The following is a 23861-nucleotide window of genomic DNA, read 5'->3' as shown; positions in this document are numbered from 1 at the left end:
TTATCGTTATAAATCAATTACTTATTTAAGTTATAAGCTTAAGAAAAATCTTCTTGCCCAATCGAAAAACTCGGGCTAGTTTCTATTCCTGTCACCGATGACAGGAATTAACCGACCATCGGCAAGCAGCATTACAACACTTAGAACTGGCACAAGCCGGTCAAGCCTGTGAGGAACTCGACATGTCGCTGTTGATCCGTGGCGCCACCGTAATTACCCATGATGAAAGTTATAGAGCCGACGTGTTATGCGCAGGCGGTCTAATCCGCGCTATTGGCACTGATCTGGATATTCCCGCCGGCACCGAGATACTCGATGGCAGCGGCCAATACTTGATGCCCGGCGGCATCGATCCCCACACCCATATGCAACTGCCCTTCATGGGCACCGTGGCCAGCGAAGACTTTTTCAGTGGCACGGCGGCGGGTCTGGCGGGGGGCACCACGTCGATCATCGACTTTGTGATCCCCAACCCGCAGCAGTCCTTGCTGGAAGCCTTTCACCAGTGGCGCGGCTGGGCAGAAAAGTCGGCGGCCGACTACGGTTTTCACGTGGCGATCACCTGGTGGAGCGAACAGGTGCGCGAGGAAATGGCCGAGTTGGTCAGCCACCACGGCATCAACAGCTTCAAGCACTTCATGGCCTACAAGAACGCGATCATGGCGGCCGATGACACCCTGGTCGCCAGCTTCGAACGCTGCCTGGAACTCGGCGCGGTGCCCACCGTACATGCGGAAAACGGCGAGCTGGTGTACCACTTGCAGCGCAAGCTGATGGCCCAGGGCATCACCGGCCCGGAAGCGCATCCGCTGTCGCGGCCGTCCCAGGTGGAAGGCGAGGCCGCCAGCCGCGCCATCCGCATCGCCGAGACCATCGGCACGCCGCTGTACCTGGTGCATGTGTCCACCCAGGAAGCGCTGGATGAAATCACCTACGCCCGTGGCAAGGGCCAGGCGGTGTACGGCGAAGTGCTCGCCGGCCATCTGCTGCTGGACGACAGCGTCTACCAGCATCCCGACTGGCAGACCGCCGCCGGCTACGTGATGAGCCCGCCCTTCCGCCCGCGCGGGCATCAGGAAGCCCTGTGGCGCGGCCTGCAGTCGGGCAACCTGCACACCACCGCCACCGACCACTGCTGCTTCTGCGCCGAGCAGAAAGCGGCTGGCCGTGACGACTTCAGCAAGATCCCCAACGGCACCGCCGGTATCGAAGACCGCATGGCGCTGCTGTGGGACGAAGGGGTCAACACCGGGCGCCTGTCGATGCAGGATTTCGTCGCGCTGACCTCTACCAACACCGCGAAGATCTTCAACCTCTACCCGCGCAAAGGCGCGATCCGTGTAGGCGCCGATGCTGACCTGGTGCTGTGGGACCCCGAGGGCACCCGGACCATTTCGGCAAAGACCCATCACCAGCAGGTCGACTTCAACATCTTCGAAGGCAAGACCGTGCGCGGTGTGCCGAGCCACACCATCAGCCAGGGCAAGCTGGTCTGGGCCGATGGCGACCTGCGCGCCGAGCGCGGTGCCGGGCGCTACGTCGAGCGGCCGGCGTATCCGGCGGTGTTCGAGCAACTGAGCAAGCGGGCCGAGCGTTCCAGGCCCACTGCTGTGAAACGCTGAAAGCGGCCTTCGGCCGATCGCGGGCAAGCCCGGCTCCCACATTTCCTGAAGTGTGAACACATTCAAATGTGGGAACTGGCTTGCCTGCGAAGAGGCCGGCACAGGCAACAAAAAAACGATTGCCCATCAGAGGCAGCACCTCAATAACCGTGAGGCCACTACCGTGATCCAGACCCTGACCCACCTCCCCCATCCCCATGAAGATGGGCCGACACTCGCCAGCCATTTCACCGACCTCGCGCCGCCGCTCAACGCCCGCCAGGCCCAACTGGAAGCTTCGCGCTGCCTGTATTGCTACGACGCGCCGTGCGTGAATGCGTGTCCCAGCGAGATCGATATCCCGTCGTTCATCCGCAATATCCACACCGAAAACGTGCAAGGCGCGGCCCAGAAGATTCTCTCGGCGAATATCCTCGGCGGCAGCTGTGCGCGGGTCTGCCCCACGGAGATCCTGTGCCAGCAGGCCTGCGTGCGTAACAACGCCGAAGAGTGCGCCCCGGTGCTGATCGGCCTGTTGCAACGCTACGCCATCGACAACGCGCACTTCAGTGAACACCCATTCCAGCGCGCCGCACCGACCGGCAAGCGCATCGCAGTGGTGGGCGCGGGGCCTGCCGGTCTGGCCTGCGCCCATCGCGCGGCGCTGCACGGCCATGACGTGGTGATTTTCGAAGCCCGCGAAAAAGCCGGCGGCTTGAATGAATACGGAATCGCCAAATACAAACTGGTGGATGACTTCGCCCAGCAGGAACTGGATTTCCTCCTGCAGATCGGCGGTATCGAAATTCGTCACGGCCAACGCCTGGGCGACAACCTGACCTTGAGCGAACTGCACCAGCAATTCGACTCGGTGTTCCTGGGCCTCGGCCTGGCGGCAAGCAAACAGCTGGGCCTGCCCCATGAGGACGCCCCCGGCCTGCTCGCCGCCACCGACTACATCCGCGAACTGCGCCAGGCCGATGACCTCACTCAACTGCCACTGGCCGACCGCTGCATCGTGCTTGGCGCCGGCAATACCGCGATCGACATGGCCGTGCAAATGGCTCGCCTCGGTGCCCGCGATGTCAACCTGGTGTACCGCCGTGGCCTCACTGACATGGGCGCCACTCACCATGAGCAAGACATCGCCAAGGCCAATCAGGTACGCCTGCTGACCTGGGCGCAGCCCGAAGCCGTCTTGCTGGACGATCAGGGCCAGGTACGCGGCATGCGTTTTTTGCGCACGCGCATGGAAAACGGTCGACTGCAGCCTACCGGCGAAACCTTCGAGCTGGCCGCCGATGCCATCTTCAAGGCCATCGGCCAGGGCTTCGACAACGGTGCGCTGCAGGATCCCCTCGCCCAGCAACTGCATCGCGTGGGCGAGCGGATCTTTGTCGATGAACAGCTGCAAACCAGCATTCCCGGGATCTATGCCGGCGGCGACTGCGTCAGCCTCGGCCAGGACCTCACCGTGCAGGCGGTGCAACACGGCAAGCTGGCCGCTGAAGCCATGCACGCCCAACTCATGCTGAATGTGGAGGCTGCGTAATGGCCGATCTCTCGATTGTGTTCGCCGGTATCAAGGCCCCCAACCCATTCTGGCTGGCCTCCGCGCCGCCCACCGACAAGGCCTACAACGTGGTCCGCGCCTTCGAAGCGGGCTGGGGCGGCGTGGTGTGGAAGACCCTGGGTGAAGACCCGGCGGCGGTCAATGTGTCGTCACGCTACTCGGCGCACTTCGGCGCCAACCGCGAAGTGCTGGGTATCAACAATATCGAACTGATCACCGACCGCTCGCTGGAGATCAACCTGCGGGAAATCACCCAGGTGAAAAAGGACTGGCCCGACCGCGCGCTGATCGTGTCGCTGATGGTGCCGTGTGTCGAAGAATCCTGGAAAAACATCCTGCCGCTGGTGGAAGCCACCGGATGCGACGGCATCGAGCTGAACTTCGGCTGCCCCCACGGCATGCCCGAACGCGGCATGGGCGCGGCGGTGGGCCAGGTGCCGGAGTATGTGGAACAGGTGACCCGCTGGTGCAAGACCTATTGCTCGCTGCCGGTGATCGTCAAGCTCACGCCGAACATCACTGACATCCGGGTGGCGGCGCGTGCGGCGTATCGCGGGGGTGCGGACGCGGTGTCGCTGATCAACACCATCAATTCCATCACCAGCGTCGACCTGGAGCGCATGGTCGCGCTGCCGGTGGTCGGCACCCAGAGCACCCACGGCGGCTACTGCGGTTCAGCCGTGAAGCCGATTGCACTGAACATGGTCGCCGAAATCGCCCGCGACCCGCAGACCCAGGGCCTGCCGATCTGCGGCATTGGCGGCATCGGCAACTGGCGCGATGCAGCAGAGTTCGTCGCCCTTGGCTGCGGCGCGGTGCAGGTGTGCACGGCGGCGATGCTGCACGGGTTCCGCATTGTTGAAGAGATGAAGGATGGGCTGTCGCGGTGGATGGACAGTCAGGGTTACCAGAGCCTGCAGGAATTTTCCGGGCGAGCGGTGGGCAACACCACGGACTGGAAGTACCTGGACATCAACTATCAGGTCATCGCCAAGATCGACCAGGCCGCCTGTATCGGCTGCGGGCGTTGCCATATTGCCTGTGAGGACACTTCGCACCAGGCCATCGCGAGCTTGAAGTTGGCCGATGGCACGCACCAATACGAGGTGATCGACGATGAGTGCGTGGGCTGCAACCTGTGCCAGATCACCTGCCCGGTGGCGGACTGCATCGAGATGGTGCCGATCGAGACGGGCAAGCCGTTCCTGAATTGGACGCAGGATCCGCGCAACCCCTACCGGGAGGCGGTGTAGCCCTTTATGTAGCCCTTTATATGATCGTTCCCACGCTCCGCGTGGGAATGCCTCACTGGACGCTCTGCGTCCGCGCTTGGAACGCGCAGCGCCCCTGGCTCAATTCCCGCGCGCAGCGTAGGAGCGATCATCACGGCTCCAACCCGATCCCGCGCAAAATCACACTGGTCACCGTCTGAATCGCCTTTTCGAACTGCATGTCCGACAGCGGCTGGTGATCATTCAGAATCTTCACCTGATGATCGAAGTCGGCGTAGTGCTGGGTCGACGCCCAGATCATGTACAGCAGGCTCGACGGTTCCACCGGCAGGATGCGTTTGTCCTCCACCCATTGGCGAATTTTCGCTTCCTTCATCTTGGCCCAGTCGTACAGGCTTTCATCCAGTGCCTCACCCAGTGTCGGCGCGCCGTGGATGATTTCGTTGGCCCAGACTTTCGAGCCATACGGCCGCGTGCGCGAGCGTTGCATCTTGGCGCGGATGTAGCTGCTGAGCACGACGCGCGGATCATCGAAGGTCTCGAAGCTCAGTGCATCCTGCTTCCACACTTCCAACAGGTCGAACAGCACCGCGCTGTACAGCTCGCTTTTGGTGGTGAAGTAGTAATGCAGGTTGGAGCGCGGCAGTTGCACTTCTTCGGCGATGTCGGCCATGGCGGTGCTGCCATAGCCCTTTTCGGCGAAGATTTTCTCCGCCGCCAGCAGGATTTTTTCGACGTTGACCCGACGAATTCCACTCTTGTGATTGCCCATAAGGGCTCCCTGACAACAACTTGGCTTAAAGACTACCATCGGCTCTAGATCGCGGCGACAGGCCACAATGAAACTTCTTACGCGAAGCTTTCGCGCATAAATAGGATTGGTTAGGATCGCGATCCCTATGAAGGATCATTGCCATGAGTATTCGACCTCGCCTGGCCACCGACGACCCCGTGCTGGGCGCACTGTGGGAGCGTTCGGTGCGGGCCACCCATGACTTCCTCCCCGAGGATGACATCCAGCGTTTGCTGCCGCTGGTGCGCGACACTTACCTGCCGATGCCGGCACTCGACACGTGGGTGTTCGAGGATGACGTCGGCATCGCCGGCTTCATCGCCACCGGCGGACACAATGTGGAAATGTTGTTTATCGACCCCGACCGCCGTGGCCAGGGCATCGGCCGCCAGTTGCTGGACCACGCCCGCGCCCGTCACGATACCCTCACGGTGGACGTGAACGAACAGAATCCGCAGGCCGTGGGCTTCTACCTGCACTATGGTTTCATCCAGGTCGCGCGCTCGCCGCTGGATGGCGAAGGCAAGCCCTTTCCCTTGCTGCACATGGCTCTACCGACTCCTCAACCCTGAAGGTACTGAACAATGCTGATCAAGAACACGTTGACCGCCGTCGCCCTGCTCGCCTCGCTGCTGGGCGCCTCGGCGGCGTTCGCGCATGCGCACCTCAAGAGTTCGACGCCAGCGGCTGACAGCACCGTCGCCGCGCCTGCCGACCTGCGCCTGAGCTTCAGCGAAGGTGTCGAAGCCACGTTTACCAAAGTCTCCCTGAGCAAGGACGGCACCGAAGTCGCGATCAAGGGCCTGGAAACTCCCGACGCCGACAAGAAGACCCTGGTAGTCACCCCTGCCGCCCCGCTGGCAGCCGGCAATTACAAAGTGGTGTGGAACGCCGTGTCGGTCGACACCCATAAGAGCAACGGTGAATACAGCTTCAAGGTCGGCCAATAACCCATGGCAACGCTGCTGGTGCTGTGCCGTTTTTTGCATTTCATCGTCGTGCTGCTGATGTTCGGGGCCTGTGCATTCAGGCCCTGGCTATTAGGCGCTGGAGCGCAACCGACACTGGACCGGCAACTATTGCGCATCACGCGCGCCCTCGCCTGGCTGGGCCTGGGCTCCGGCGTGGCGTGGTTGCTGCTGATCACCGCGAGCATGGCCGGCAGTTGGCAGGCGGCCCTGCAACCGGCCACCGTGCAATTGGTGCTGGGCAAGACCTTCTTTGGCCAGGTGTGGGTCTGGCACCTGTTGCTGAACCTGTTGCTGGTGATTGCGCTGCTCAAACCCTGGCCCGCCCTGCGCCTGCCGTTGACCGCCCTGCTGCTGGCGACCCTCGCCCCGGTCGGCCATGGCGCCATGCTCGATGGGCTCAGCGGCCAATTGCTGATCCTCAACCAGGTGGTGCATCTGGTCTGCGTGGGCGCCTGGCTCGGTGGATTGTTGCTGCTGGTGTTGATCCTCAGGCAACCGCAACGGCCCAGCCTGGAACCGATCCTCAGGCGTTTCAGCGGCGTCGGTTATGGCCTGGTCGCCGGTTTGCTGGTGACGGGCTTGATCAACGTGCGCGTGCTCACCGGGCAACTGTGGCCCACGCCGTTGTTCAATGGCTTCGCGCTGATCCTGTTGATCAAGGTGATGCTGGTCCTGGGCATGTTGGCGCTGGCCTTGCTGAACCGATTGCGCCTTGATCGCGGCGAACAGCACCTGGGCAGTTTGAAAGCCAGCGTGATGCTGGAATGGTTACTAGGTGTTTCAGCAGTAGCCGCCGTTTCCCTGCTCGGCACCCTTCCGCCGATGGTCATGGCCAACTGAATCCACGGCAGGCGCGTGTCGTACTCGATCAATGTGGGACGTGCCCGGGATATCGCCGGGCCTTGCGCGGCCGGCGTGGACGCCGCATTCCCCACTGTGGGAGCGGGCTTGCTCGCGAAAGCGCTGGTTCAGTCGATATTTCCGGTAACTGACACACCGCCTTCGCGGGCAAGCCCGCTCCCACATTTTTGATCGGTGTGAAGCCTCGGGCGTGGTTGTGCGGTTGAAATCGCCAGGCCTTGCGCCGTAAGCATGGACGACCCATTCCCCCCTGTGGGAGCGGGCTTGCTCGCGAAAGCGCTGGTTCAGTCGATATCTCCGGTGACTGATACACCGCCTTCGCGGGCAAGCCCGCTCCCACATTTTTGAGCGGTGTGGGGCTCGGGGCGTGGTTGCGCGGTTGAAATCGCCAGGCCTTGCGCCGTAAGCATGGACGACCCATTCCCCACTGTGGGAGCGGGCTTGCCCGCGAAAGCTCTGGTTCAGTCGATATTTCCGATAACTGACACACCGCCTTCGCGGGCAAGCCCGCTCCCACATTTTTGATCGGTGTGAAGCCTGGGGCGTGGTTGCGCGATTGAAATCGCCAGGCGTTGCGCCGCAAGCATGGACGACCCATTCCCCAATGTGGGAGCGGGCTTGCTCGCGAAAGCGCTGCTTCAGTCGCTATTTCCGGTGACTGACACACCGCCTTCGCGACCAACCCCACTCCCACCCCGTCGGTGTATGTCTCGGCTCAATCACGCAGTCATCGTATAACTTCTGCTTGACACCCCTCGAAAACCTCGCAAATATTCGCTCCAATGTTGTACGACGACGTACGACAAATAATAAAAACAACAAAAAGGGAGCTTCACTGTGAGTCAATTCGCCCGCAATTCCTCCGCGCGTATCGGCCTGATCGGTCTTGGCAGCCTGGCATTGACCCTGCCCCTCGGTGCCCAGGCAGAAGGTTTTCTCGACGACGCCAAGGCCACGCTCAACCTGCGCAACGCCTACTTCAACCGCAACTTCACCAACCCGACCAACCCCCAGGCCAAGGCCGAAGAGTGGACGCAGAACTTCATTCTCGACGCCAAGTCCGGCTACACCCAGGGCGCTGTCGGCTTCGGGATCGACGTGCTGGGCCTGTACTCGCAGAAGCTCGATGGCGGTAAAGGCACCGCCGGCACCCAGTTGTTGCCAACGCACGACGATGGCCGCCCCGCTGACAACTTCGGGCGCCTGGGCGTAGCGCTGAAAACCAAGCTGTCGAAGACCGAACTGAAAGTCGGCGAATGGATGCCGGTGCTGCCGATCCTGCGCTCCGACGACGGCCGCTCGCTGCCCCAGACCTTTCGTGGCGGCCAGGTCACCTCGAATGAAATCGTCGGCCTGACCCTCTACGGCGGGCAATTTCGCGGCAACAGCCCGCGCAACGACGCGAGCATGGAAGACATGTTCATGAACGGCAAAGCGGCGTTCACTTCGGACCGTTTCAACTTCGGCGGCGGCGAATACACCTTCAATGACAAACGCACCCAGGTCGGCGTGTGGTACGCCGAACTCAGCGATATCTACCAGCAGCAGTACATCAACCTGACCCATAGCCAGCCGGTCGGCGACTGGACCCTGGGCGCCAACCTCGGCTTCTTCAACGGCAAGGAAGACGGCAGCGCCCTCGCCGGCGACCTCGACAACAAGACCGCCTTCGCCCTGCTCTCGGCCAAGTACCTGGGCAACACCTTCTACGTGGGCCTGCAGAAGCTCACCGGCGACAGTGTGTGGATGAAGGTCAACGGCACCAGCGGCGGCACCCTGGCCAACGACAGCTACAACGCGAGCTACGACAACGTGAAGGAAAAATCCTGGCAGGTGCGCCATGATTTCAACTTCGTGGTCCTCGGCATTCCCGGGCTGACCATGATGAACCGCTACATCAGCGGCAGTAACGTGCACACCGGGGCGATCACCGACGGCAAGGAATGGGGCCGCGAATCGGAACTGGCCTACACCGTGCAAAGCGGTGCGCTGAAGGACCTGAATCTGCGGTGGCGCAATGCGACCATGCGTCGGGACTTCAGCAACAATGAGTTCGATGAAAACCGGATCTTCATCAGCTACCCGATCTCCCTGTTGTAACCCGCGGATACACTTTAGGTAGGCGCGGGCTTGCCGGCGATGGCAGCTCAATAGTCACCACCGACCGTGGGGCCACCATCGCTGGCAAGCCAGCACCGGCAAGGAAGGCGTGTGTTGACAAGCCAGGGAATCAATCACGATACTTCCACCTAGTCATACGACAACCTACAACAACAATGGAACCCCCATGACCACGACCACCTCCACACCCGTTCCATTCAACCGCCTGCTGCTCACCGGTGCTGCCGGCGGCCTGGGCAAAGTCTTGCGCGAACGCCTGCGTCCGTACGCCAAGGTGCTACGCCTGTCGGACATCGCCGAGATGGCTCCGGCCGCGGATGCTAGCGAAGAAGTGCAACCTTGTGACCTCTCCGACAAACAAGCGGTGCACCACCTGGTGGAAGGCGTCGATGCCATCCTGCATTTTGGCGGGGTGTCGGTAGAGCGCTCGTTCGAGGAAGTGCTCGGGGCGAATATCAGCGGGATTTTCCATGTCTACGAAGCCGCGCGTCGCCACGGCGTGAAGCGCGTGATCTTCGCCAGTTCCAACCATGTGATCGGCTTCTACAAGCAGGGCGAAAAAATCGACGCACATTCCCCGCGTCGCCCGGACAGCTACTACGGCTTGTCCAAGTCCTATGGCGAAGACATGGCCAGTTTCTACTTCGACCGCTACGGCATCGAGACCGTGAGCATCCGCATCGGCTCCTCGTTCCCGGAACCGCAGAACCGCCGGATGATGCACACCTGGCTGAGCTTCGATGACCTGACCCAACTCCTCGAACGCGCGCTGTATACACCGAATGTCGGCCACACCGTGGTCTACGGCATGTCGGATAACCTCGACACCTGGTGGGACAATCGCTACGCCGCGCACCTGGGTTTCGCCCCCAAGGACAACTCCGAAGTGTTTCGCGCCCAAGTCGAAGCCCAGCCACCGGTAGCCGCCGATGACCCGGCCAAGGTCTACCAGGGCGGCGCGTTCTGCGCGGCGGGGCCGTTCGGTGACTGACGCCAGACCAACCCAAGGGAATGAGTGGCCATGACTGCAGAATTAATTGTCGACGCCCGCAATGCCGTGGGCGAATGCCCGGTGTGGGTGCCTGAAGAAAACGCCCTGTACTGGGTGGATATTCCCCACGGCGGCCTGCAGCGCTGGAGCGCCGCGACCGGGCATATCGCCGCGTGGAAAGCCCCGCAGGCACTCGCCTGCATCGCGCGCACCAGCGCCGGCAACTGGGTCGCCGGCCTGCAAAGCGGCTTCTTCCAGCTTACCCCGCACAACGACGGCAGCCTCGACACCACGCCCCTGGCCAGTGTCGAGCACCCGCGTGCGGACATGCGCCTCAACGATGGCCGCTGTGATCGCCAGGGCCGCTTCTGGGCCGGTAGCATGGTGCTGGACATGAGCCTGAACGCAGCCGAGGGCATCCTCTACCGCTTTGCCACCGGCAGCGCACCGCAGGCGCTGCTGGATGGGTTCATCACCCTCAACGGCCTGGCCTTCAGCCCCGATGGCCGCACGATGTACGCCTCGGACTCGCACCCGCTGGTGCAGCAGATCTGGGCCTTCGACTACGACACCGAGACCGGCACGCCGTCCAATCGCCGCGTATTCGTCGACATGCACCAGCACCCCGGTCGCCCCGACGGCGCGGCAGTGGATGCCGAGGGCTGCTACTGGATCTGCGCCAACGACGCCGGGCTGGTTCACCGCTTTACCCCCGACGGTCGCCTGGACCGCTCCCTGAGCGTGCCGGTGAAAAAACCCACCATGTGCGCCTTCGGCGGCAGTCGCCTGGACACCCTGTTCGTCACCTCGATCCGCGACGACCAGAGTGAGCAGTCACTGTCAGGCGGCGTGTTCGCCCTCAACCCCGGCGTTACCGGATTGCCGGAGCCCACCTTCACCCTCTAGCTGCATTGCTGTGCCTTGAATACAACAATAACAAGACGGAGACACACCCCATGGACTTCAAACGCACTTTGCTCGTCGCTGCACTTCCCCTGACGTTCCTCTTCACCGGCGCGGCCCACGCGCTGGAAATCAAATTCGCCGACATTCACCCCGCCGGCTACCCCACCGTGGTTGCCGAAGAAAACATGGGCAAGGCCCTGACCAAGGAAAGCAACGGCGAACTGACCTTCAAGTACTTTCCGGGCGGCGTCCTGGGTTCCGAGAAGGAAGTGGTCGAACAGGCCCAGGTCGGGGCGATCCAGATGACCCGCGTCAGCCTCGGCATCGTCGGCCCGGTGGTGCCGGACGTGAACGTGTTCAACCTGCCGTTCGTGTTCCGCGACCAGGCGCACATGCGCAAGGTCATCGATGGCGAGATTGGCGACGAGATCCTTGCCAAGATCACCGACTCCGAGTTCGGCCTGGTCGCCCTGGCCTGGATGGACGGCGGCACCCGCAACCTCTACACCAAGAAACCGGTGCGCAAGATCGAAGACCTCAAGGGCATGAAGATTCGTGTGCAGGGCAACCCGCTGTTCATCGACGCCTTCAATGAAATGGGGGCCAACGGCATCGCCATGGACACCGGCGAGATTTTCAGTGCCCTGCAGACCGGGGTGATCGACGGCGCGGAAAACAACCCGCCGACCCTGCTGGAACACAACCACTACCAGAACGCCAAGTACTACACCCTCACCGAACACCTGATTTTGCCCGAGCCCATCGTGATGTCGAAAATCACCTGGAACAAGCTCACCCCCGCGCAGCAGGTCATGGTGAAAAACGCCGCCAAGGTCGCCCAGGCCGACGAGCGCGTGCTGTGGGACAAGAAGTCCGCCAGCAGTGAGGAGAAACTCAAGGCCGCCGGCGTCGAGTTCATCACCGTCGACAAAAAACCGTTCTATGACGCGACCGCTCCCGTGCGCGCCAAGTACGGCCAGGCGTACGCCGACATCATCAAGCGCATCGACGCCGTCGAGTAATCACCCTCCTCCTCCAGCAAGGCCAGGCGCGGTCGGTATCGACGCGCCCGGTTACGGTGAACGCCATGAAGAATTTGCTGCTGCGCATCAACGATCGCCTCTACATGACCTGCATCTGGGTCGCCGGCCTCTCGGTACTGGGAGTGGCACTGATCATTCCCTGGGGCATCTTCGCCCGCTACATCCTCGGCACCGGCTCCAGCTGGCCGGAACCCACCGCCATCCTGTTGATGCTGGTGTTCACCTTCATCGGCGCCGCTGCCAGCTACCGCGCCGGCGCGCACATGTCGGTGGCGATGATCACCGACCGCCTGCCGCCGCGCCAACGCCAGGTAGTCGGCATCGTCTCGCAACTGTTGATGGCGACGATCTGCCTGTTCATGACGATCTGGGGCAGCAAGCTGTGCCTGTCCACCTGGAACCAGTTCATGAGCGCCATCCCGACCCTGCGCGTGGGCATCACCTATATGCCGATCCCGATTGGCGGGCTGCTGACCCTGGTGTTCGTGCTGGAAAAACTCCTGTTGGGCGACCAGAGCCAGCGGCGCGTGGTGCGCTTTGACCTGGTGGAAGAAAGCGAAGGGGCGGCTTGATATGGATGCGTTGATTCTGTTGGGCAGCTTTATCGCCTTGATCCTGATCGGCATGCCGGTGGCCTACGCCCTCGGGCTGTCTGCGCTGATTGGCGCGTGGTGGATCGACATTCCGTTCCAGGCCCTGATGATCCAGGTGGCGGGCGGGGTGAATAAATTCTCGCTGATGGCGATCCCGTTCTTCGTCCTGGCCGGGGCGATCATGGCCGAGGGCGGCATGTCGCGGCGGCTGGTGGCGTTTGCCGGCGTGCTGGTGGGGTTTGTGCGCGGTGGCCTGTCCCTGGTGAACATCATGGCCTCGACGTTCTTCGGCGCAATCTCCGGCTCGTCGGTGGCCGACACGGCGTCGGTCGGCTCGGTGCTGATCCCGGAAATGGAGCGCCGTGGCTATCCACGCGAATTCGCCACCGCGGTGACCATCAGCGGCTCGGTACAAGCGCTGCTGACCCCGCCCAGCCATAACTCGGTGCTCTACTCGCTGGCCGCCGGCGGCACCGTTTCCATCGCCTCGCTGTTCATGGCCGGCGTGGTCCCGGGCTTGCTGATGAGCGCGTGCCTGATGGTGCTGTGCCTGATCTTCGCGAAGAAACGCGATTACCCCAAGGGCGAAGTCATTCCCTTGAAGCAGGCACTGAAAATCTGCGCCGATGCACTGTGGGGCCTGATGGCCATGGTGATCATCCTCGGCGGCATCCTCTCGGGTATCTTCACTGCCACCGAGTCCGCCGCAATCGCGGTGCTGTGGGCATTCTTCGTGACCATGTTCATCTACCGCGACTACAAATGGAGCGAGCTGCCCAAGCTGATGCACCGTACGGTGCGCACCATTTCCATCGTGATGATCCTGATCGCCTTCGCCGCCAGCTTCGGCTACATCATGACCCTGATGCAGATCCCGGCGAAGATCACCACGATGTTCCTGACCCTGTCGGACAACCGCTACGTGATCCTGATGTGCATCAACATGATGCTGCTGTTGCTCGGCACGGTGATGGACATGGCACCGCTGATCCTGATCCTCACGCCGATCCTGTTGCCGGTGATCCTCGGCATCGGTGTCGACCCGGTGCACTTTGGCATGATCATGCTGGTCAACCTCGGCATCGGCCTGATCACCCCGCCGGTGGGCGCGGTGCTGTTCGTGGGTGCGGCGGTGGGCAAGGTCAGCATCGAGAAAACCGTGAAGGCGCTGCTGCCGTTCTATGCCGTACTGTTCCTGGTGTTGATGGCGGTGACCTACATTCCGGCGTTGTCGCTGTGGCTGCCAAGCGTGGTGCTATAACGCTCTGCGTAGGAATACAGCCTGTGACGCCCTACCCTGCAGGCGCCGGCAAGCCAGCGCCTGCAGGCAGCTTTCATTTCGAGGTGAACCTGTGATGCTGGAACTCAGAGATGACCTGACCGTGCTGACCCTGGCGCCCGCCGTGGGGGGCAGCATCGTCAACTGGAGCGTGCGCGCCAGCGGGCAGCCGCTGCTGCGGCATAGCGATGAGCAGGCGATCGCTACCGGGTTGCCGGGCAAGCTGGGGTGCTATCCGTTGGCGCCCTGGTCCAATCGGATTGCCGAAGGCGGTTTCGACACCCCGGATGGCTGGCTGGCGCTGACACCGAACAGCCCGCTCGACCCGCTGCCGATTCATGGTTCGGCCTGGCAGCAGGTGTGGCAGGTGGTCAGCCAGTCGGCGGATGAGGTGGTGCTGGCGGTGGAGTGCGACACACCGTTTGCCTATCGCGCCGAGCAGCGGTTTCGCCTGGGTGGCGGCGAATTGAGCATCGAACTGCGCGTCACGCATCTGGCCGACAAGGCCGCGTGGCATGGGTTGGGCTTGCACCCCTACTTACCGCGCCGGCCGGCCACGCGCTTGCAGGCCAACGCCGAGCAGGTGTGGATGAGTGATGCATCCAAGCTGCCGACGGGGCTCGCTCCGCTGTCGGCGGACTGGGATTTCCGTCAGCTCAAGGCGCTGCCGGAGCGCCTGGTGGACAATGGCTTTTGCCAGTGGGACGGGCAGTGTCGGATCGAGCAGCCGGAGCTGGGCTATGCGCTGGAATGCCGAGCCACTGGCACCGACTACTTCCTGCTGTTCTGCCCACCGGGGCTGGGATTTTTCTGCATCGAACCGGTGAGCCATCCGGTAAATGCGCATCACCTGCCGGGACGGCCCGGGTTGAAACTGTTGGAACAAGGCCAATCGACTCAACTCGATTTCACCCTGAAATACCTTCCCCTGTAGGCGCCCGGCTTGCCGGCTCCTACAGGGTGGCTGGGGTGGTCAGGGCGGGCTGTTTTTCAGGCGCCCTGCCGTGTCGATACTCACCACCACCGACAAACCCGGCCGCAGCCGCTCGCTTTCGGCCTGATCCGGATCCACGGTAATCCGCACCGGCACACGCTGGGCGATCTTCACGAAGTTGCCGGTGGCGTTGTCCGCCTGCAACAGGCTGAACTCCGAGCCGGTCGCCGGGGAAATATGCTGCACCGTGCCGCGAAACTTGCGGTGGTTGAGCGCATCCACGGTGAAGGTCACCGGCTGCCCGACCTGCACATTGTCCATCTGGGTTTCTTTCATATTGGCGATCACCCACAACTGGTGGGGCACCAGCGCCATCAACTGCGCGCCGGAATTGACGAAGGCGCCAAGGCGCACGCCAATCTGCCCCAGCTGGCCGTCACGCGGCGCGGTGATGCGGGTGTTGGACAAATCAATCCGCGCCAGCTCCACGGCCGCCTCGGCACTGGCCACCGCCGCTTCCAGGGAGCCGCGATTGACGATCACCGTCTGCAGGTCCTGCCGCGCGATCTCCAGGCTGGCCTGGGCCTGGGCCACGGCGGCGATGGTCTGCGCATTCGCGGCACGGGTCACGTCCAGCTCGCGCTTGGACACCGAACCGTCGCTGATCAGTTCTTCATTGCGGCGCAGGTCGGCGGTGCTCTTGCGCGCCTGGGCCTGGCTGTCCACCAAGGCGGCCTGGCGCAGCTTGATGGTCGCTTCGGCACTGTTGCGTTGCTGCACCACATTGGCCAGCGAAGCCTTCTGCACCGCCAGTTGCGCCAGCGCCTGGTCGAGGCGCTGCTTGTAGATGCGGTCATCGAGGCGCACCAGCAGGTCGCCGGCCTTGACGTACTGGAAGTCCTGCACCGGCACTTCGAACACATACCCGCTGAGTTGCGGGCCGATAATCGTTACCTGGCCGCGCACCAGGGCGTTCTCGGTGGTTTCCACGGCGCTGCTGAACGGCGGCAATTGCCAAGCATACAACACGATCAGCACGCCGATGATGGCAATCGCGGCGAAGCCCAGCGACGAGATGATGCGCACCCGCAGCGAGCGCGGTTCGGTCACGCTCGCGCCGGGCGGCGCGGTGCCTTCCGGGGTGGAGGCAATGGCATTGGTGGTCGTGGTGGTGGTCGTTTCGGTCATGAAGTGGCGCCGCTGGGTTGAACGGGAGGGGCTGCTGCCTTGGTGGTGCTCATCAGCCACAGACTGCGGATAAAGATCCAGATCATGGTGAGGATAGCGATGATCGCGATCAGCATGAACACATCGTTGTAAGCCATCACATTCGCCTCACGCGTGGCCGCCGTGGCCAGGCTGCGAATGCCCATGAGGTTGCGCAATTCCGGGTCGGCGATCACCCCGCCGTAGGCCGAGCCACCGCTCTGCACCCGCGCGGCCACACGCGGGTCGAGCAGGGTCAGGTGCTCGACGATCATGCTCGAGTGAAATTTCTCGCGCACGATCTGGAAGGTGCCGAGCAACGCTGCGCCAATCAGGCCGCCGAGGTTCTGGCAGATCCCGAACATCACCGAGAAACTCACCAGGTTGCGCGGGTTGGTCAGCACGTTGCGGGTGCCCAGCACCATGGTCGGGCCCAGGAAGAACGTGCCGCCAAAGCCTAGCAGGAACTGGCTGATGTACATGTTCTGCGGCCGGGTCAGGTTGCTGGAAAAACTGTCCATCACCGACCCCACGGCCATCAGCGCCAGCGAGATGATCAGCGGCATCAGCAGGTGCGCCGGGTTGATCGTCAGAGCACTGACCACCAGCCCGGCAATCGCCCCGGCCAGCATCACCACGTACAGGGTGTGCATCTGCTCGTAGCTCATGTTCAACATCTGCATGAACCCCACGGCGCCGGTGGACTGCTCCGACAGCACCATGCGAATCAACACCACGGCGAGCGCCAGGCGGATCATCACCCCACTGCCGAGCCAACGGGTCATCAGCAACGGGTTGGCGCGGTTATGCTCGATCGCCAGGCCGGCCATGATCAGCACCAGCGAACAGGCCGAGGCGACGCCGATCCACGGTGCTTCCAGCCACCAGTCGATGCGCCCCAGCGACAACACGGCGCAGAGCAAGGCGACCCCGGTGGCGAGGATGCCGAAGGTCAGGAAGTCGAGTTTTTCAAAGGTCTTGAAGCGGTCGCCAGGCGGCAACTTGAGCAGGAACACGCACCCCAGGCAGATCAGGGCCATGCCCAGTTCGAACAGGTACAGGCCACGCCACTCGGCGATTTGCAGCAAATCCTCGGAGAACAGCCGCGCCAACGGCAGCGCCAATTGCGCGGTGCCCAACCCCAGCACCAGGGCTTTCATCCGCCATTTGGCCGGGAACGCCTGGATCATGTAGTACAACCCCAGCGAACTGAGCGCCGCGCCGACCATCCCGTGGGCCGCCCGCACCGCGATGGCCGAGCTGAGGTCGTTGACGAACAAATGGCCGAAGGTCACCAGCGCATACAGCACCAGGAACACTTCGGTGAACGCGCGCAGGCCGAACTGCTGGCGAAACTTCACCAGCAGCAGGTTCATGCACACGTTGGTCATCACATAGGCGGCGGGCAGCCAGGCCATTTCCGCCGTTGTCGCGCCCAGGGCGCCTTGCAGGTATTGCAGGTTGGCGATGACCAGCGCATTGCCGAGTCCGCCGGTAATCGCCACTAGCACGCCGACCAGCGCAAACAGCCAGCGTTTGTGCGTGGGGTGCAGCGGCGTCGACGGCGAGCCAGGCAGGCTCGGTCGCTCGTGGGGCTGCCAGGTGTGGGGGGTGTATTTGTCCATTCGGTGACCTAGATGACCCGGCGGGGGACGCCGGTAAAACCATTACTCAGGGAGTAGTAAACCTGAGCGGAGTTCATCTTGCCATCTCGAGGGTGCAATTGATCCCAGCAGCGCGCCTGCCAGACAAATGCCGGCGCAGATTCCAGCTCAGATCCAGCCGAGCCAACTCCAGTACGTGGCGGCGAAGATCAGCATGAGGCCATAGCCGAGCAGCGTCACCAGAATCCCCACCTTGGCAAACTGGCGCGCCGTGAACGTGCCGGTCCCCAGGCACACCATGTTCTGCGGCGCATTGATCGGCAGGATAAACCCGTAGCTCATCACAAACCCGAGCAGCATGGTCATCCCCAGGCGGCTGAACTCACCCGGCAAGGTCTGCAACACCGCGATCAGGATCGGCAACAACGCCGAGGTCAATGCGGTGGCACTGGCAAAGCCCAGGTGGATCACAATCAGGAAGGCCCCGAGGATGGCAAATACGCCCAGCGGCCCGAGCTGATCCAACCCGGTGTGCGTCACCACCTGCGCGCCCAGCCACTGCCCGGCCTGGGTGGTCAGCAGCGCCGTACCGAGGCTGATGCCGACGCCAAACACAATCACCGTGCCCCACGGAATACGCGACTGCACATCCTTCCAGGTCATCACGCCCAGCCCCGGCAACAGCAGGAACACCAGGCCTGCGTAGGTGGTCGAGGTGGTGTCGAAACTGTGCAACCGGCCCTCGGTGGCCCACGCCAGCAACAGCAGCACCGAGACACTCAACAGGCGCTTCTGCGGCCCGGTCATCGGCCCGATGTCCACCAGCGACTGCGCCACGGCCTCCTGGCCGCCGGGAATGCTGTCGGTTTCCGGCGGCAGCAACTTGAGCACCAAAAACAGCAGCACCGCCGACATGATCACCGCCCACGGCGCGCCGGCGATCAGCCAGTCGAGCCACGACACACGCTGGCCGAGCATCTTGTCCATGAAGCCGATTGTCAGCAGGTTCTGTGCCGCGGCGGTCTGGATGCCGACGTTCCAGATGCTGGTGCCCTGCGCGACCACGATCATGATCCCGGCGGCAATGTTCGAGCGCTTGTCGACGCCGAAGGCGGCAATCACGCCCATCATGATCGGCACCACGCAGGCACTGCGCGCGGTGGCGCTGGGCACCACCAGGCTGAGCAAAATGGTCACCGCAATCGCGCCCAACAGGATGCGCCGGGTACTGGTGCCGATGCGGCTGAGGGTGACCAGCGCGATACGCCGATCCAGGCCGGTGTGGGTCATCGCTGCGGCAATGAACAGCGCCCCCGCCACCAGCGCCAGCGCCGGGTTGGCGAAGCCGGTCAGCGCCATGCTGATCGCCGGGCTGGAGCCGATCAGGTGCGCAGGGTCCTGCAGCGACGGCGCGGTGCCGAGTAAAAACGCCATCAGCGAAGTGATCATGATCGCGCTGGCTTCATAGGACACCGCCTCGGTGATCCACACCACCACGGCAAAGGCGAGGATCGCCAGCATCCGGTGCCCGGCCACCGGCAAGTCCGCCGGCAGCGGCAACAGCAACACGCCGACCATCACCAGCACGGCGACCACCAGGCCCAGGGGCAACTTGAAGGATGCAGCGGTTGTTGCGTGGGCGTTCATGCGGTACTCCGTAGGCCTTCCATTCAGGCCGGGAGCATGGCGCATAAGGCCGCAGGGTGTGTTGACGGGTATCAACGCGCCGGGCGTCAGGCCAGTAATTGGCTCAATACCGCGCGCAACTTGCCGGGCTTGACCGGTTTGTTCAGCAGCGGCGCTTCCAGGCGGCGCAGCGCGCGGCGGCACTGGTCGGTGCGATCGGCGGTGATGATCACCGCCGGGATCTTCTGCTCGAAGTGCTCACGCAGATGCTTGACCACTGCACAGCCGACCACCCCATGGTCGAGGTGATAGTCGGCCAGGATCAACTCCGGCGCCCTGCCCTGCAGCGCCAGCAAGGCGCCCGCCTGGTCAGTGGCGGTGACCACCTCGCAGCCCCACTGGCCGAGCAGCGCGCGCATGCTTTCGAGGATGCTCACCTCGTTGTCGATCACCAGCAAGCGCCGTCCCGGCAGCGGATTACCGGTGGTAGGCGCGACGGGCAGTTGACTGATCGCCAGTGGCATGTCGTCGCTCAGCGGCACCTCGATACTGAACATCGAACCGCGCCCCGGCCAGGACCGCACCGCCACCGGGTAGCCGAGAATATCGGCGATACGCTCGACAATCGCCAGGCCCAGCCCTACCCCCTTGCGGTCCGACGCGCGGCCGACGTCGAGCTGGTTGAATTCCAGAAAGATCGAACCCAACCGATCCGCCGCAATCCCGCGCCCGGTGTCCCACACCTCCAGGCGCAGGCGATCACTGCGCCGGCGCGCGCCAAGGAGGATGCAGCCCTCATCGGTATAGCGGCAGGCATTGCTGAGGAAGTTGCGCAAAATCCGCGTCAGCAGCCGCAAGTCGGTACGGATCGCATACCCGCCGGTACGCGCGCGCAGGTTGAGGCCGGCTGCCTGGGCCACCGACTGGAACTCCGAGACCAGCGGCGCAAATAACTCATCCAGGCGATACAGCGCCACGTCCGGCTTGACCGCCGCCTGGTCGAGCCGCGAGATATCCAGCAGGTCGGTGAGCAAGTCCTCGGCGCCCTCCAGGGCCTGGTGGGTGCGTTCCACCAGTACCTGCTCGACGCTCGGCAAGTTGCGCTCGCGCAAGGTCGAGATCAGCAGCCGCGCGGCGTTCAGCGGTTGCAGCAGGTCATGGCTGGCGGCGGCGAGGTATTTGTCCTTGCTGCGATTGGCGGCCTGGGCGGCGTCGCGGGCGTCGCGCAGGTCCTGTTCGATCTGCTCGCGCTGGGCAATCTGCTGTTGCAGGTTGAGGTTGGCCTCCAGCAACTCGTCGGTGCGCGCGGCGACCCGCTGCTCCAGTTCGTCGTTGAGGCGGATGTAGCGATTGCGCTCGGCCTCCAGCTCGTCGAGCCGCGCGGTGAGTTCCGGGTAATGGCTCTTGCGCGCCGACTGGTCGCCCAGCCCCAGCAGCCCGGCCAGGGCGCGCTGTTGCGCGTCAGAGAGCTTCGCCATAGACGACCTCGACATCACGCTGGCTGGACTCGCGCGGGTTGGTGAGGATGCACGGGTCATGCATCGCATGCTGGGACAGAAACGGGATGTCGGCCATGCGCACGCCGTGCAGGCCGAGCGTCTCGTTGAAACCGATCGCGTGTTTGAGCGCAATCAGGTGCTCTACCAGCCGCGCGCAGATCTGCCGATGGTTGAGGCCACGGCAGTCGATGCCGAAGGTCTCGGCAATCACCTTGAACCGCTCCGGCGCCGAGCTGTAGTTGAACGCAACGACGTGCTCCACCAATACCGCGTTGCACAGGCCATGGGGCAAGTCGAGGAAGCCGCCCAGGCTGTGGGACATGGCGTGCACCGCCCCGAGGATCGCATTCGAAAACGCCAGCCCGGCCTGCATGCTGCCGAGCATGATTTTCTCGCGCAGGGCAATGTCGCCGGGGTTGGCGATCATCTGCACCAGGTTGCCGTTGATCAGGCGCATCGCCTCGAGCGCATGGGGGTCGGTAAGCGGGCCATGCCCGGTGGAGACGAACGCCTCGATGGCATGCACCAGCGCGTCGATGCCGGTACAGGCGGACAGGAACGGGTCCATGCTCGCGGTGGTTTCCGGGTCGATCAGCGACACGTCCGGCACCACCGCCTTGCTGACGATGGAGAACTTCATGCGTTCCTGTTGGTTGGAGATGATCACGAACTGCGACACGTCCGCCGAGGTGCCGGCCGTGGTGGGAATGAGGATCAAGGGCGGGCTGGGCACGCGAATGGTGTCCACGCCTTCGAACTCGAGGATGCTGCGCCCATGGGCGACCACAATGCCGATGGCCTTGCCGCAGTCCATCGGGCTGCCGCCACCGATGGCCACGATCACGTCGCAATGATTTTCGCGGTACACCTCGGCACCGAGCATCACTTCTTCGACGCGCGGATTGGGCGATACGGCGGTGTACAGGCAGTAGTCGATACCGAGGGCTTGCAGGCTGGCTTCGACATCGGCGACCCAGCCGGCGGCAATCACGCCGGGGTCGCTGACCACCAGCACCTTGCGCGCGCCGAAGGTCTTGGCGTAATTGCCGACGTTATGCCGGCAGCCGGCGCCAAAGATGATTTCAGGCGAGACGAATTTACGCAGGAGGCTCAGGTTTGGGCTCATTGTTAAGCCTGTTTCTTATTATTTTGGAAGATGCGCTCCACACTAACCGATCCGGCCGCGAAAGCAATCAGACCAAAGAGGCATCTTCCCTGCAGCACGCCAGATCAGCGGCTGGCGAAGTACATCGTCACTTCGAAGCCGATACGCAGGTCAGTGAAAGCGGGTTTGATCCACATGGGGAGCGTCCTCTTGTTGTGCCGGAAGATTCCGGTGAATCCATTAATGCACGCAGGATGGGCGAGGCGAATGCTACTTTCGAAGCAACCCTCACCCTGCATTAGTCGCGCAGGTACAACGATCGAATGGTAGGAGCCGGCAAGCCGGCTCCCACAGGTGCTTGCCCTTCAGGTCAGGGTCAGAAGAAACCCAGCGGGTTGATGTCGTAGCTCACCAGCAGGTTCTTGGTCTGCTGATAGTGGTCCAGCATCATCTTGTGGTTCTCACGCCCCACACCCGACTTCTTGTAGCCGCCGAACGCCGCGTGCGCCGGGTACAGGTGATAGCAGTTGGTCCACACCCGACCCGCCTTGATCGCCCGGCCCATGCGGTAGGCCCGGTTGATATCGCGGGTCCACAGCCCGGCGCCCAGGCCGAACTCACTGTCGTTGGCAATCGCGAGTGCCTCGGCCTCGTCCTTGAAGGTGGTCACGCCCACCACCGGGCCGAAGATTTCTTCCTGGAACACGCGCATCTTGTTGTGGCCCTTGAGCAGTGTCGGCTGGATGTAATAGCCGCTGGACAAATCCCCCTCCAAGCGCTCGGCCGCGCCGCCGGTGAGCAGCACCGCGCCCTCCTCCTGGGCGATTTTCAGGTAGGAGAGGATCTTTTCGAATTGCTGCTCGGAAGCCTGCGCGCCGACCATGGTCTCGGTGTCCAGCGGGTTGCCACGCTTGATCTTGACGATCTTCTTCATGACCTCGGCCATGAACGCTTCGTAGATCGACTCCTGCACCAGCGCCCGCGACGGGCAGGTGCACACTTCGCCCTGGTTGAAGAACGCCAGCACCAGCCCTTCGGCGGCTTTTTCGATGAATTGTGGCTCGGCCTGCATGATGTCTTCGAAGAAAATATTCGGCGACTTGCCGCCCAGCTCCACGGTGGACGGAATGATGTTCTCGGCGGCGGCATGCATAATGTGCGCGCCCACCGGAGTCGAGCCGGTAAAGGCGATCTTGGCAATGCGCTTGCTGGTGGCCAGTGCCTCGCCCGCCTCGCGGCCAAAGCCCTGGACGATGTTCAGCACGCCCGGCGGCAGCAGGTCGCCGACCAGCTCGGCAAACACCATGATCGACAGGGGCGTCTGCTCGGCCGGCTTGAGCACGATGCAGTTGCCGGCAGCCAGGGCCGGGGCGAGTTTCCATGCGGCCATCAGCAGCGGGAAGTTCCACGGAATGATCTGCCCGACCACGCCCAGCGGCTCGTGGAAGTGATAAGCGGCGGTCAGCTCGTTGATCTCGGCGGCACCGCCCTCCTGGGCGCGGATGCAGCCGGCGAAATAGCGAAAATGGTCAGCGGCCAGCGGCACATCGGCGTTGAGGGTTTCGCGCACGGCCTTGCCGTTGTCCCAGGTTTCGGTCACGGCCAGCACTTCGAGGTGCTGCTCGATGCGGTCGGCGATCTTCAGCAGCACCAGGGCACGGTCCTGGGCCGAGGTTTTGCCCCAAGCGTCGGCGGCGGCATGCGCAGCGTCGAGGGCCTTGTCGATATCGGCGGCGGTCGAGCGCGGGAATTCGGCGATCGCCTCACCGGTGACCGGTGAAGTGTTGGTGAAATACTCGCCATTGACCGGCGCGACGAACTCACCGCCGATGTAGTTGCCATAGCGCGGCTTGAAGCTGACGACGGCGCCGGGGGTGCCAGGTTGTGCGTAGATCATGGTGAGGCCTCTGTCTGTTGTGGGTA

Annotated in this window: 21 protein-coding genes; 13 read left to right on the top strand and 8 right to left on the bottom strand. The window is 63.1% G+C overall.

Going from position 1 to position 23861, the window contains the following annotated elements; translation table 11 throughout:
• Positions 1–182 precede the first annotated feature (182 nt).
• From hydA to preA, 3 genes are all read left to right on the top strand, one after another.
• Positions 183–1622 (top strand): dihydropyrimidinase, encoded by a 1440-nt coding sequence (gene hydA / locus C9990_RS11375; protein ID WP_065901197.1) that lies wholly within the window; start codon positions 183–185, stop codon positions 1620–1622.
• A 163-nt stretch (positions 1623–1785) separates the two neighbouring features.
• On the top strand, positions 1786–3153 hold the full coding sequence (locus C9990_RS11370) for an NAD(P)-dependent oxidoreductase (protein WP_106805632.1): 1368 nt from the start codon (positions 1786–1788) through the stop codon (positions 3151–3153).
• Positions 3153–4427, top strand: a complete 1275-nt coding sequence (gene preA / locus C9990_RS11365; protein WP_065901202.1) for an NAD-dependent dihydropyrimidine dehydrogenase subunit PreA — start codon at positions 3153–3155, stop codon at positions 4425–4427. The genes C9990_RS11370 and preA overlap by 1 nt, the downstream gene beginning before the upstream one ends.
• A gap of 130 nt (positions 4428–4557) precedes the next feature.
• On the opposite strand, the gene C9990_RS11360 is transcribed toward preA, so the two are convergent.
• On the bottom strand, positions 4558–5178 hold the full coding sequence (locus C9990_RS11360) for a TetR/AcrR family transcriptional regulator (RefSeq protein WP_027606227.1): 621 nt from the start codon (positions 5176–5178) through the stop codon (positions 4558–4560).
• Positions 5179–5321: 143 nt separating this feature from the next.
• Here C9990_RS11360 and C9990_RS11355 point away from each other — a divergent pair, with 143 nt between their 5' ends.
• The 10 genes from C9990_RS11355 to C9990_RS11300 all read left to right on the top strand — a co-directional run bounded on the left by C9990_RS11355 (position 5322) and on the right by C9990_RS11300 (position 14898).
• Positions 5322–5771, top strand: coding sequence for a GNAT family N-acetyltransferase (locus C9990_RS11355; protein WP_106803343.1), 450 nt, complete (start codon positions 5322–5324; stop codon positions 5769–5771).
• 12 nt (positions 5772–5783) lie between these two features.
• The gene (gene copC, locus C9990_RS11350; protein ID WP_106803342.1) at positions 5784–6149 is read left to right on the top strand and encodes a copper homeostasis periplasmic binding protein CopC; all 366 of its coding nucleotides are present in this window, start codon (positions 5784–5786) and stop codon (positions 6147–6149) included.
• 3 nt (positions 6150–6152) lie between these two features.
• Positions 6153–7010 carry a copper homeostasis membrane protein CopD gene (copD, locus tag C9990_RS11345; protein ID WP_106803341.1) on the top strand — a complete coding sequence of 286 codons (858 nt, stop codon included), beginning with the start codon at positions 6153–6155 and terminating at the stop codon, positions 7008–7010.
• A gap of 858 nt (positions 7011–7868) precedes the next feature.
• On the top strand, positions 7869–9131 hold the full coding sequence (locus tag C9990_RS11330; protein ID WP_106803339.1) for an OprD family porin: 1263 nt from the start codon (positions 7869–7871) through the stop codon (positions 9129–9131).
• A gap of 187 nt (positions 9132–9318) precedes the next feature.
• The gene (locus C9990_RS11325; protein ID WP_106803338.1) at positions 9319–10143 is read left to right on the top strand and encodes an NAD(P)-dependent oxidoreductase; all 825 of its coding nucleotides are present in this window, start codon (positions 9319–9321) and stop codon (positions 10141–10143) included.
• A 30-nt stretch (positions 10144–10173) separates the two neighbouring features.
• Positions 10174–11049: an SMP-30/gluconolactonase/LRE family protein gene (locus tag C9990_RS11320; protein WP_106803337.1), complete on the top strand. Its 876-nt coding sequence runs from the start codon at positions 10174–10176 to the stop codon at positions 11047–11049.
• Positions 11050–11099: 50 nt separating this feature from the next.
• Entirely contained in the window at positions 11100–12071 is a 972-nt protein-coding gene (locus C9990_RS11315; protein ID WP_106803336.1) for a TRAP transporter substrate-binding protein, read from the top strand.
• Between the two features lie 65 nt (positions 12072–12136).
• Positions 12137–12664: a TRAP transporter small permease gene (locus C9990_RS11310; RefSeq protein WP_106803335.1), complete on the top strand. Its 528-nt coding sequence runs from the start codon at positions 12137–12139 to the stop codon at positions 12662–12664.
• 1 nt (position 12665) lies between these two features.
• The gene (locus C9990_RS11305) at positions 12666–13946 is read left to right on the top strand and encodes a TRAP transporter large permease (protein ID WP_065903895.1); all 1281 of its coding nucleotides are present in this window, start codon (positions 12666–12668) and stop codon (positions 13944–13946) included.
• A gap of 94 nt (positions 13947–14040) precedes the next feature.
• On the top strand, positions 14041–14898 hold the full coding sequence (locus tag C9990_RS11300) for an aldose 1-epimerase (RefSeq protein WP_106803334.1): 858 nt from the start codon (positions 14041–14043) through the stop codon (positions 14896–14898).
• Between the two features lie 39 nt (positions 14899–14937).
• Here C9990_RS11300 and C9990_RS11295 read toward each other — a convergent pair whose 3' ends face one another.
• The 7 genes from C9990_RS11295 to C9990_RS11265 all read right to left on the bottom strand — a co-directional run bounded on the left by C9990_RS11295 (position 14938) and on the right by C9990_RS11265 (position 23835).
• Positions 14938–16086: an HlyD family secretion protein gene (locus C9990_RS11295; RefSeq protein WP_106803333.1), complete on the bottom strand. Its 1149-nt coding sequence runs from the start codon at positions 16084–16086 to the stop codon at positions 14938–14940.
• Entirely contained in the window at positions 16083–17729 is a 1647-nt protein-coding gene (locus C9990_RS11290; RefSeq protein ID WP_065903904.1) for an MFS transporter, read from the bottom strand. The genes C9990_RS11295 and C9990_RS11290 overlap by 4 nt, the downstream gene beginning before the upstream one ends.
• 147 nt (positions 17730–17876) lie before the next feature.
• On the bottom strand, positions 17877–19355 hold the full coding sequence (locus C9990_RS11285; protein WP_106803332.1) for a DASS family sodium-coupled anion symporter: 1479 nt from the start codon (positions 19353–19355) through the stop codon (positions 17877–17879).
• An 86-nt stretch (positions 19356–19441) separates the two neighbouring features.
• Positions 19442–20812 (bottom strand): hybrid sensor histidine kinase/response regulator, encoded by a 1371-nt coding sequence (locus C9990_RS11280; RefSeq protein ID WP_106803331.1) that lies wholly within the window; start codon positions 20810–20812, stop codon positions 19442–19444.
• Complete coding sequence (gene ercA / locus C9990_RS11275) at positions 20796–21959, bottom strand: alcohol dehydrogenase-like regulatory protein ErcA (RefSeq protein ID WP_065903913.1); 1164 nt, start codon at positions 21957–21959, stop codon at positions 20796–20798. The genes C9990_RS11280 and ercA overlap by 17 nt, the downstream gene beginning before the upstream one ends.
• A 104-nt stretch (positions 21960–22063) precedes the next feature.
• Complete coding sequence (pqqA, locus tag C9990_RS11270; RefSeq protein ID WP_106805631.1) at positions 22064–22135, bottom strand: pyrroloquinoline quinone precursor peptide PqqA; 72 nt, start codon at positions 22133–22135, stop codon at positions 22064–22066.
• A 179-nt stretch (positions 22136–22314) separates the two neighbouring features.
• Complete coding sequence (locus C9990_RS11265; protein ID WP_106803330.1) at positions 22315–23835, bottom strand: aldehyde dehydrogenase family protein; 1521 nt, start codon at positions 23833–23835, stop codon at positions 22315–22317.
• Positions 23836–23861 lie beyond the last annotated feature (26 nt).

It is taken from the genome of Pseudomonas sp. S5D5, from assembly GCF_003013355.1.
Lineage (GTDB): Bacteria > Pseudomonadota > Gammaproteobacteria > Pseudomonadales > Pseudomonadaceae > Aquipseudomonas > Aquipseudomonas aylmerensis.
This window is presented reverse-complemented; position numbering and strand designations above follow the sequence as displayed.

Bases quoted from the DNA above. Each gene is read 5' to 3' on its own strand.
- C9990_RS11265 (WP_106803330.1), bottom strand. From the start codon at position 23,835: ATGATCTACGCACAACCTGGCACCCCCGGCGCCGTCGTCAGCTTCAAG.
- C9990_RS11305 (WP_065903895.1), top strand. From the start codon at position 12,666: ATGGATGCGTTGATTCTGTTGGGCAGCTTTATCGCCTTGATCCTGATC.
- C9990_RS11320 (WP_106803337.1), top strand. From the start codon at position 10,174: ATGACTGCAGAATTAATTGTCGACGCCCGCAATGCCGTGGGCGAATGC.
- copC (WP_106803342.1), top strand. From the start codon at position 5,784: ATGCTGATCAAGAACACGTTGACCGCCGTCGCCCTGCTCGCCTCGCTG.
- C9990_RS11355 (WP_106803343.1), top strand. From the start codon at position 5,322: ATGAGTATTCGACCTCGCCTGGCCACCGACGACCCCGTGCTGGGCGCA.
- C9990_RS11325 (WP_106803338.1), top strand. From the start codon at position 9,319: ATGACCACGACCACCTCCACACCCGTTCCATTCAACCGCCTGCTGCTC.
- C9990_RS11295 (WP_106803333.1), bottom strand. From the start codon at position 16,086: ATGACCGAAACGACCACCACCACGACCACCAATGCCATTGCCTCCACC.
- C9990_RS11290 (WP_065903904.1), bottom strand. From the start codon at position 17,729: ATGGACAAATACACCCCCCACACCTGGCAGCCCCACGAGCGACCGAGC.
- C9990_RS11280 (WP_106803331.1), bottom strand. From the start codon at position 20,812: ATGGCGAAGCTCTCTGACGCGCAACAGCGCGCCCTGGCCGGGCTGCTG.
- C9990_RS11360 (WP_027606227.1), bottom strand. From the start codon at position 5,178: ATGGGCAATCACAAGAGTGGAATTCGTCGGGTCAACGTCGAAAAAATC.
- C9990_RS11285 (WP_106803332.1), bottom strand. From the start codon at position 19,355: ATGAACGCCCACGCAACAACCGCTGCATCCTTCAAGTTGCCCCTGGGC.
- ercA (WP_065903913.1), bottom strand. From the start codon at position 21,959: ATGAGCCCAAACCTGAGCCTCCTGCGTAAATTCGTCTCGCCTGAAATC.
- copD (WP_106803341.1), top strand. From the start codon at position 6,153: ATGGCAACGCTGCTGGTGCTGTGCCGTTTTTTGCATTTCATCGTCGTG.
- C9990_RS11310 (WP_106803335.1), top strand. From the start codon at position 12,137: ATGAAGAATTTGCTGCTGCGCATCAACGATCGCCTCTACATGACCTGC.
- C9990_RS11300 (WP_106803334.1), top strand. From the start codon at position 14,041: ATGCTGGAACTCAGAGATGACCTGACCGTGCTGACCCTGGCGCCCGCC.
- preA (WP_065901202.1), top strand. From the start codon at position 3,153: ATGGCCGATCTCTCGATTGTGTTCGCCGGTATCAAGGCCCCCAACCCA.
- hydA (WP_065901197.1), top strand. From the start codon at position 183: ATGTCGCTGTTGATCCGTGGCGCCACCGTAATTACCCATGATGAAAGT.
- C9990_RS11315 (WP_106803336.1), top strand. From the start codon at position 11,100: ATGGACTTCAAACGCACTTTGCTCGTCGCTGCACTTCCCCTGACGTTC.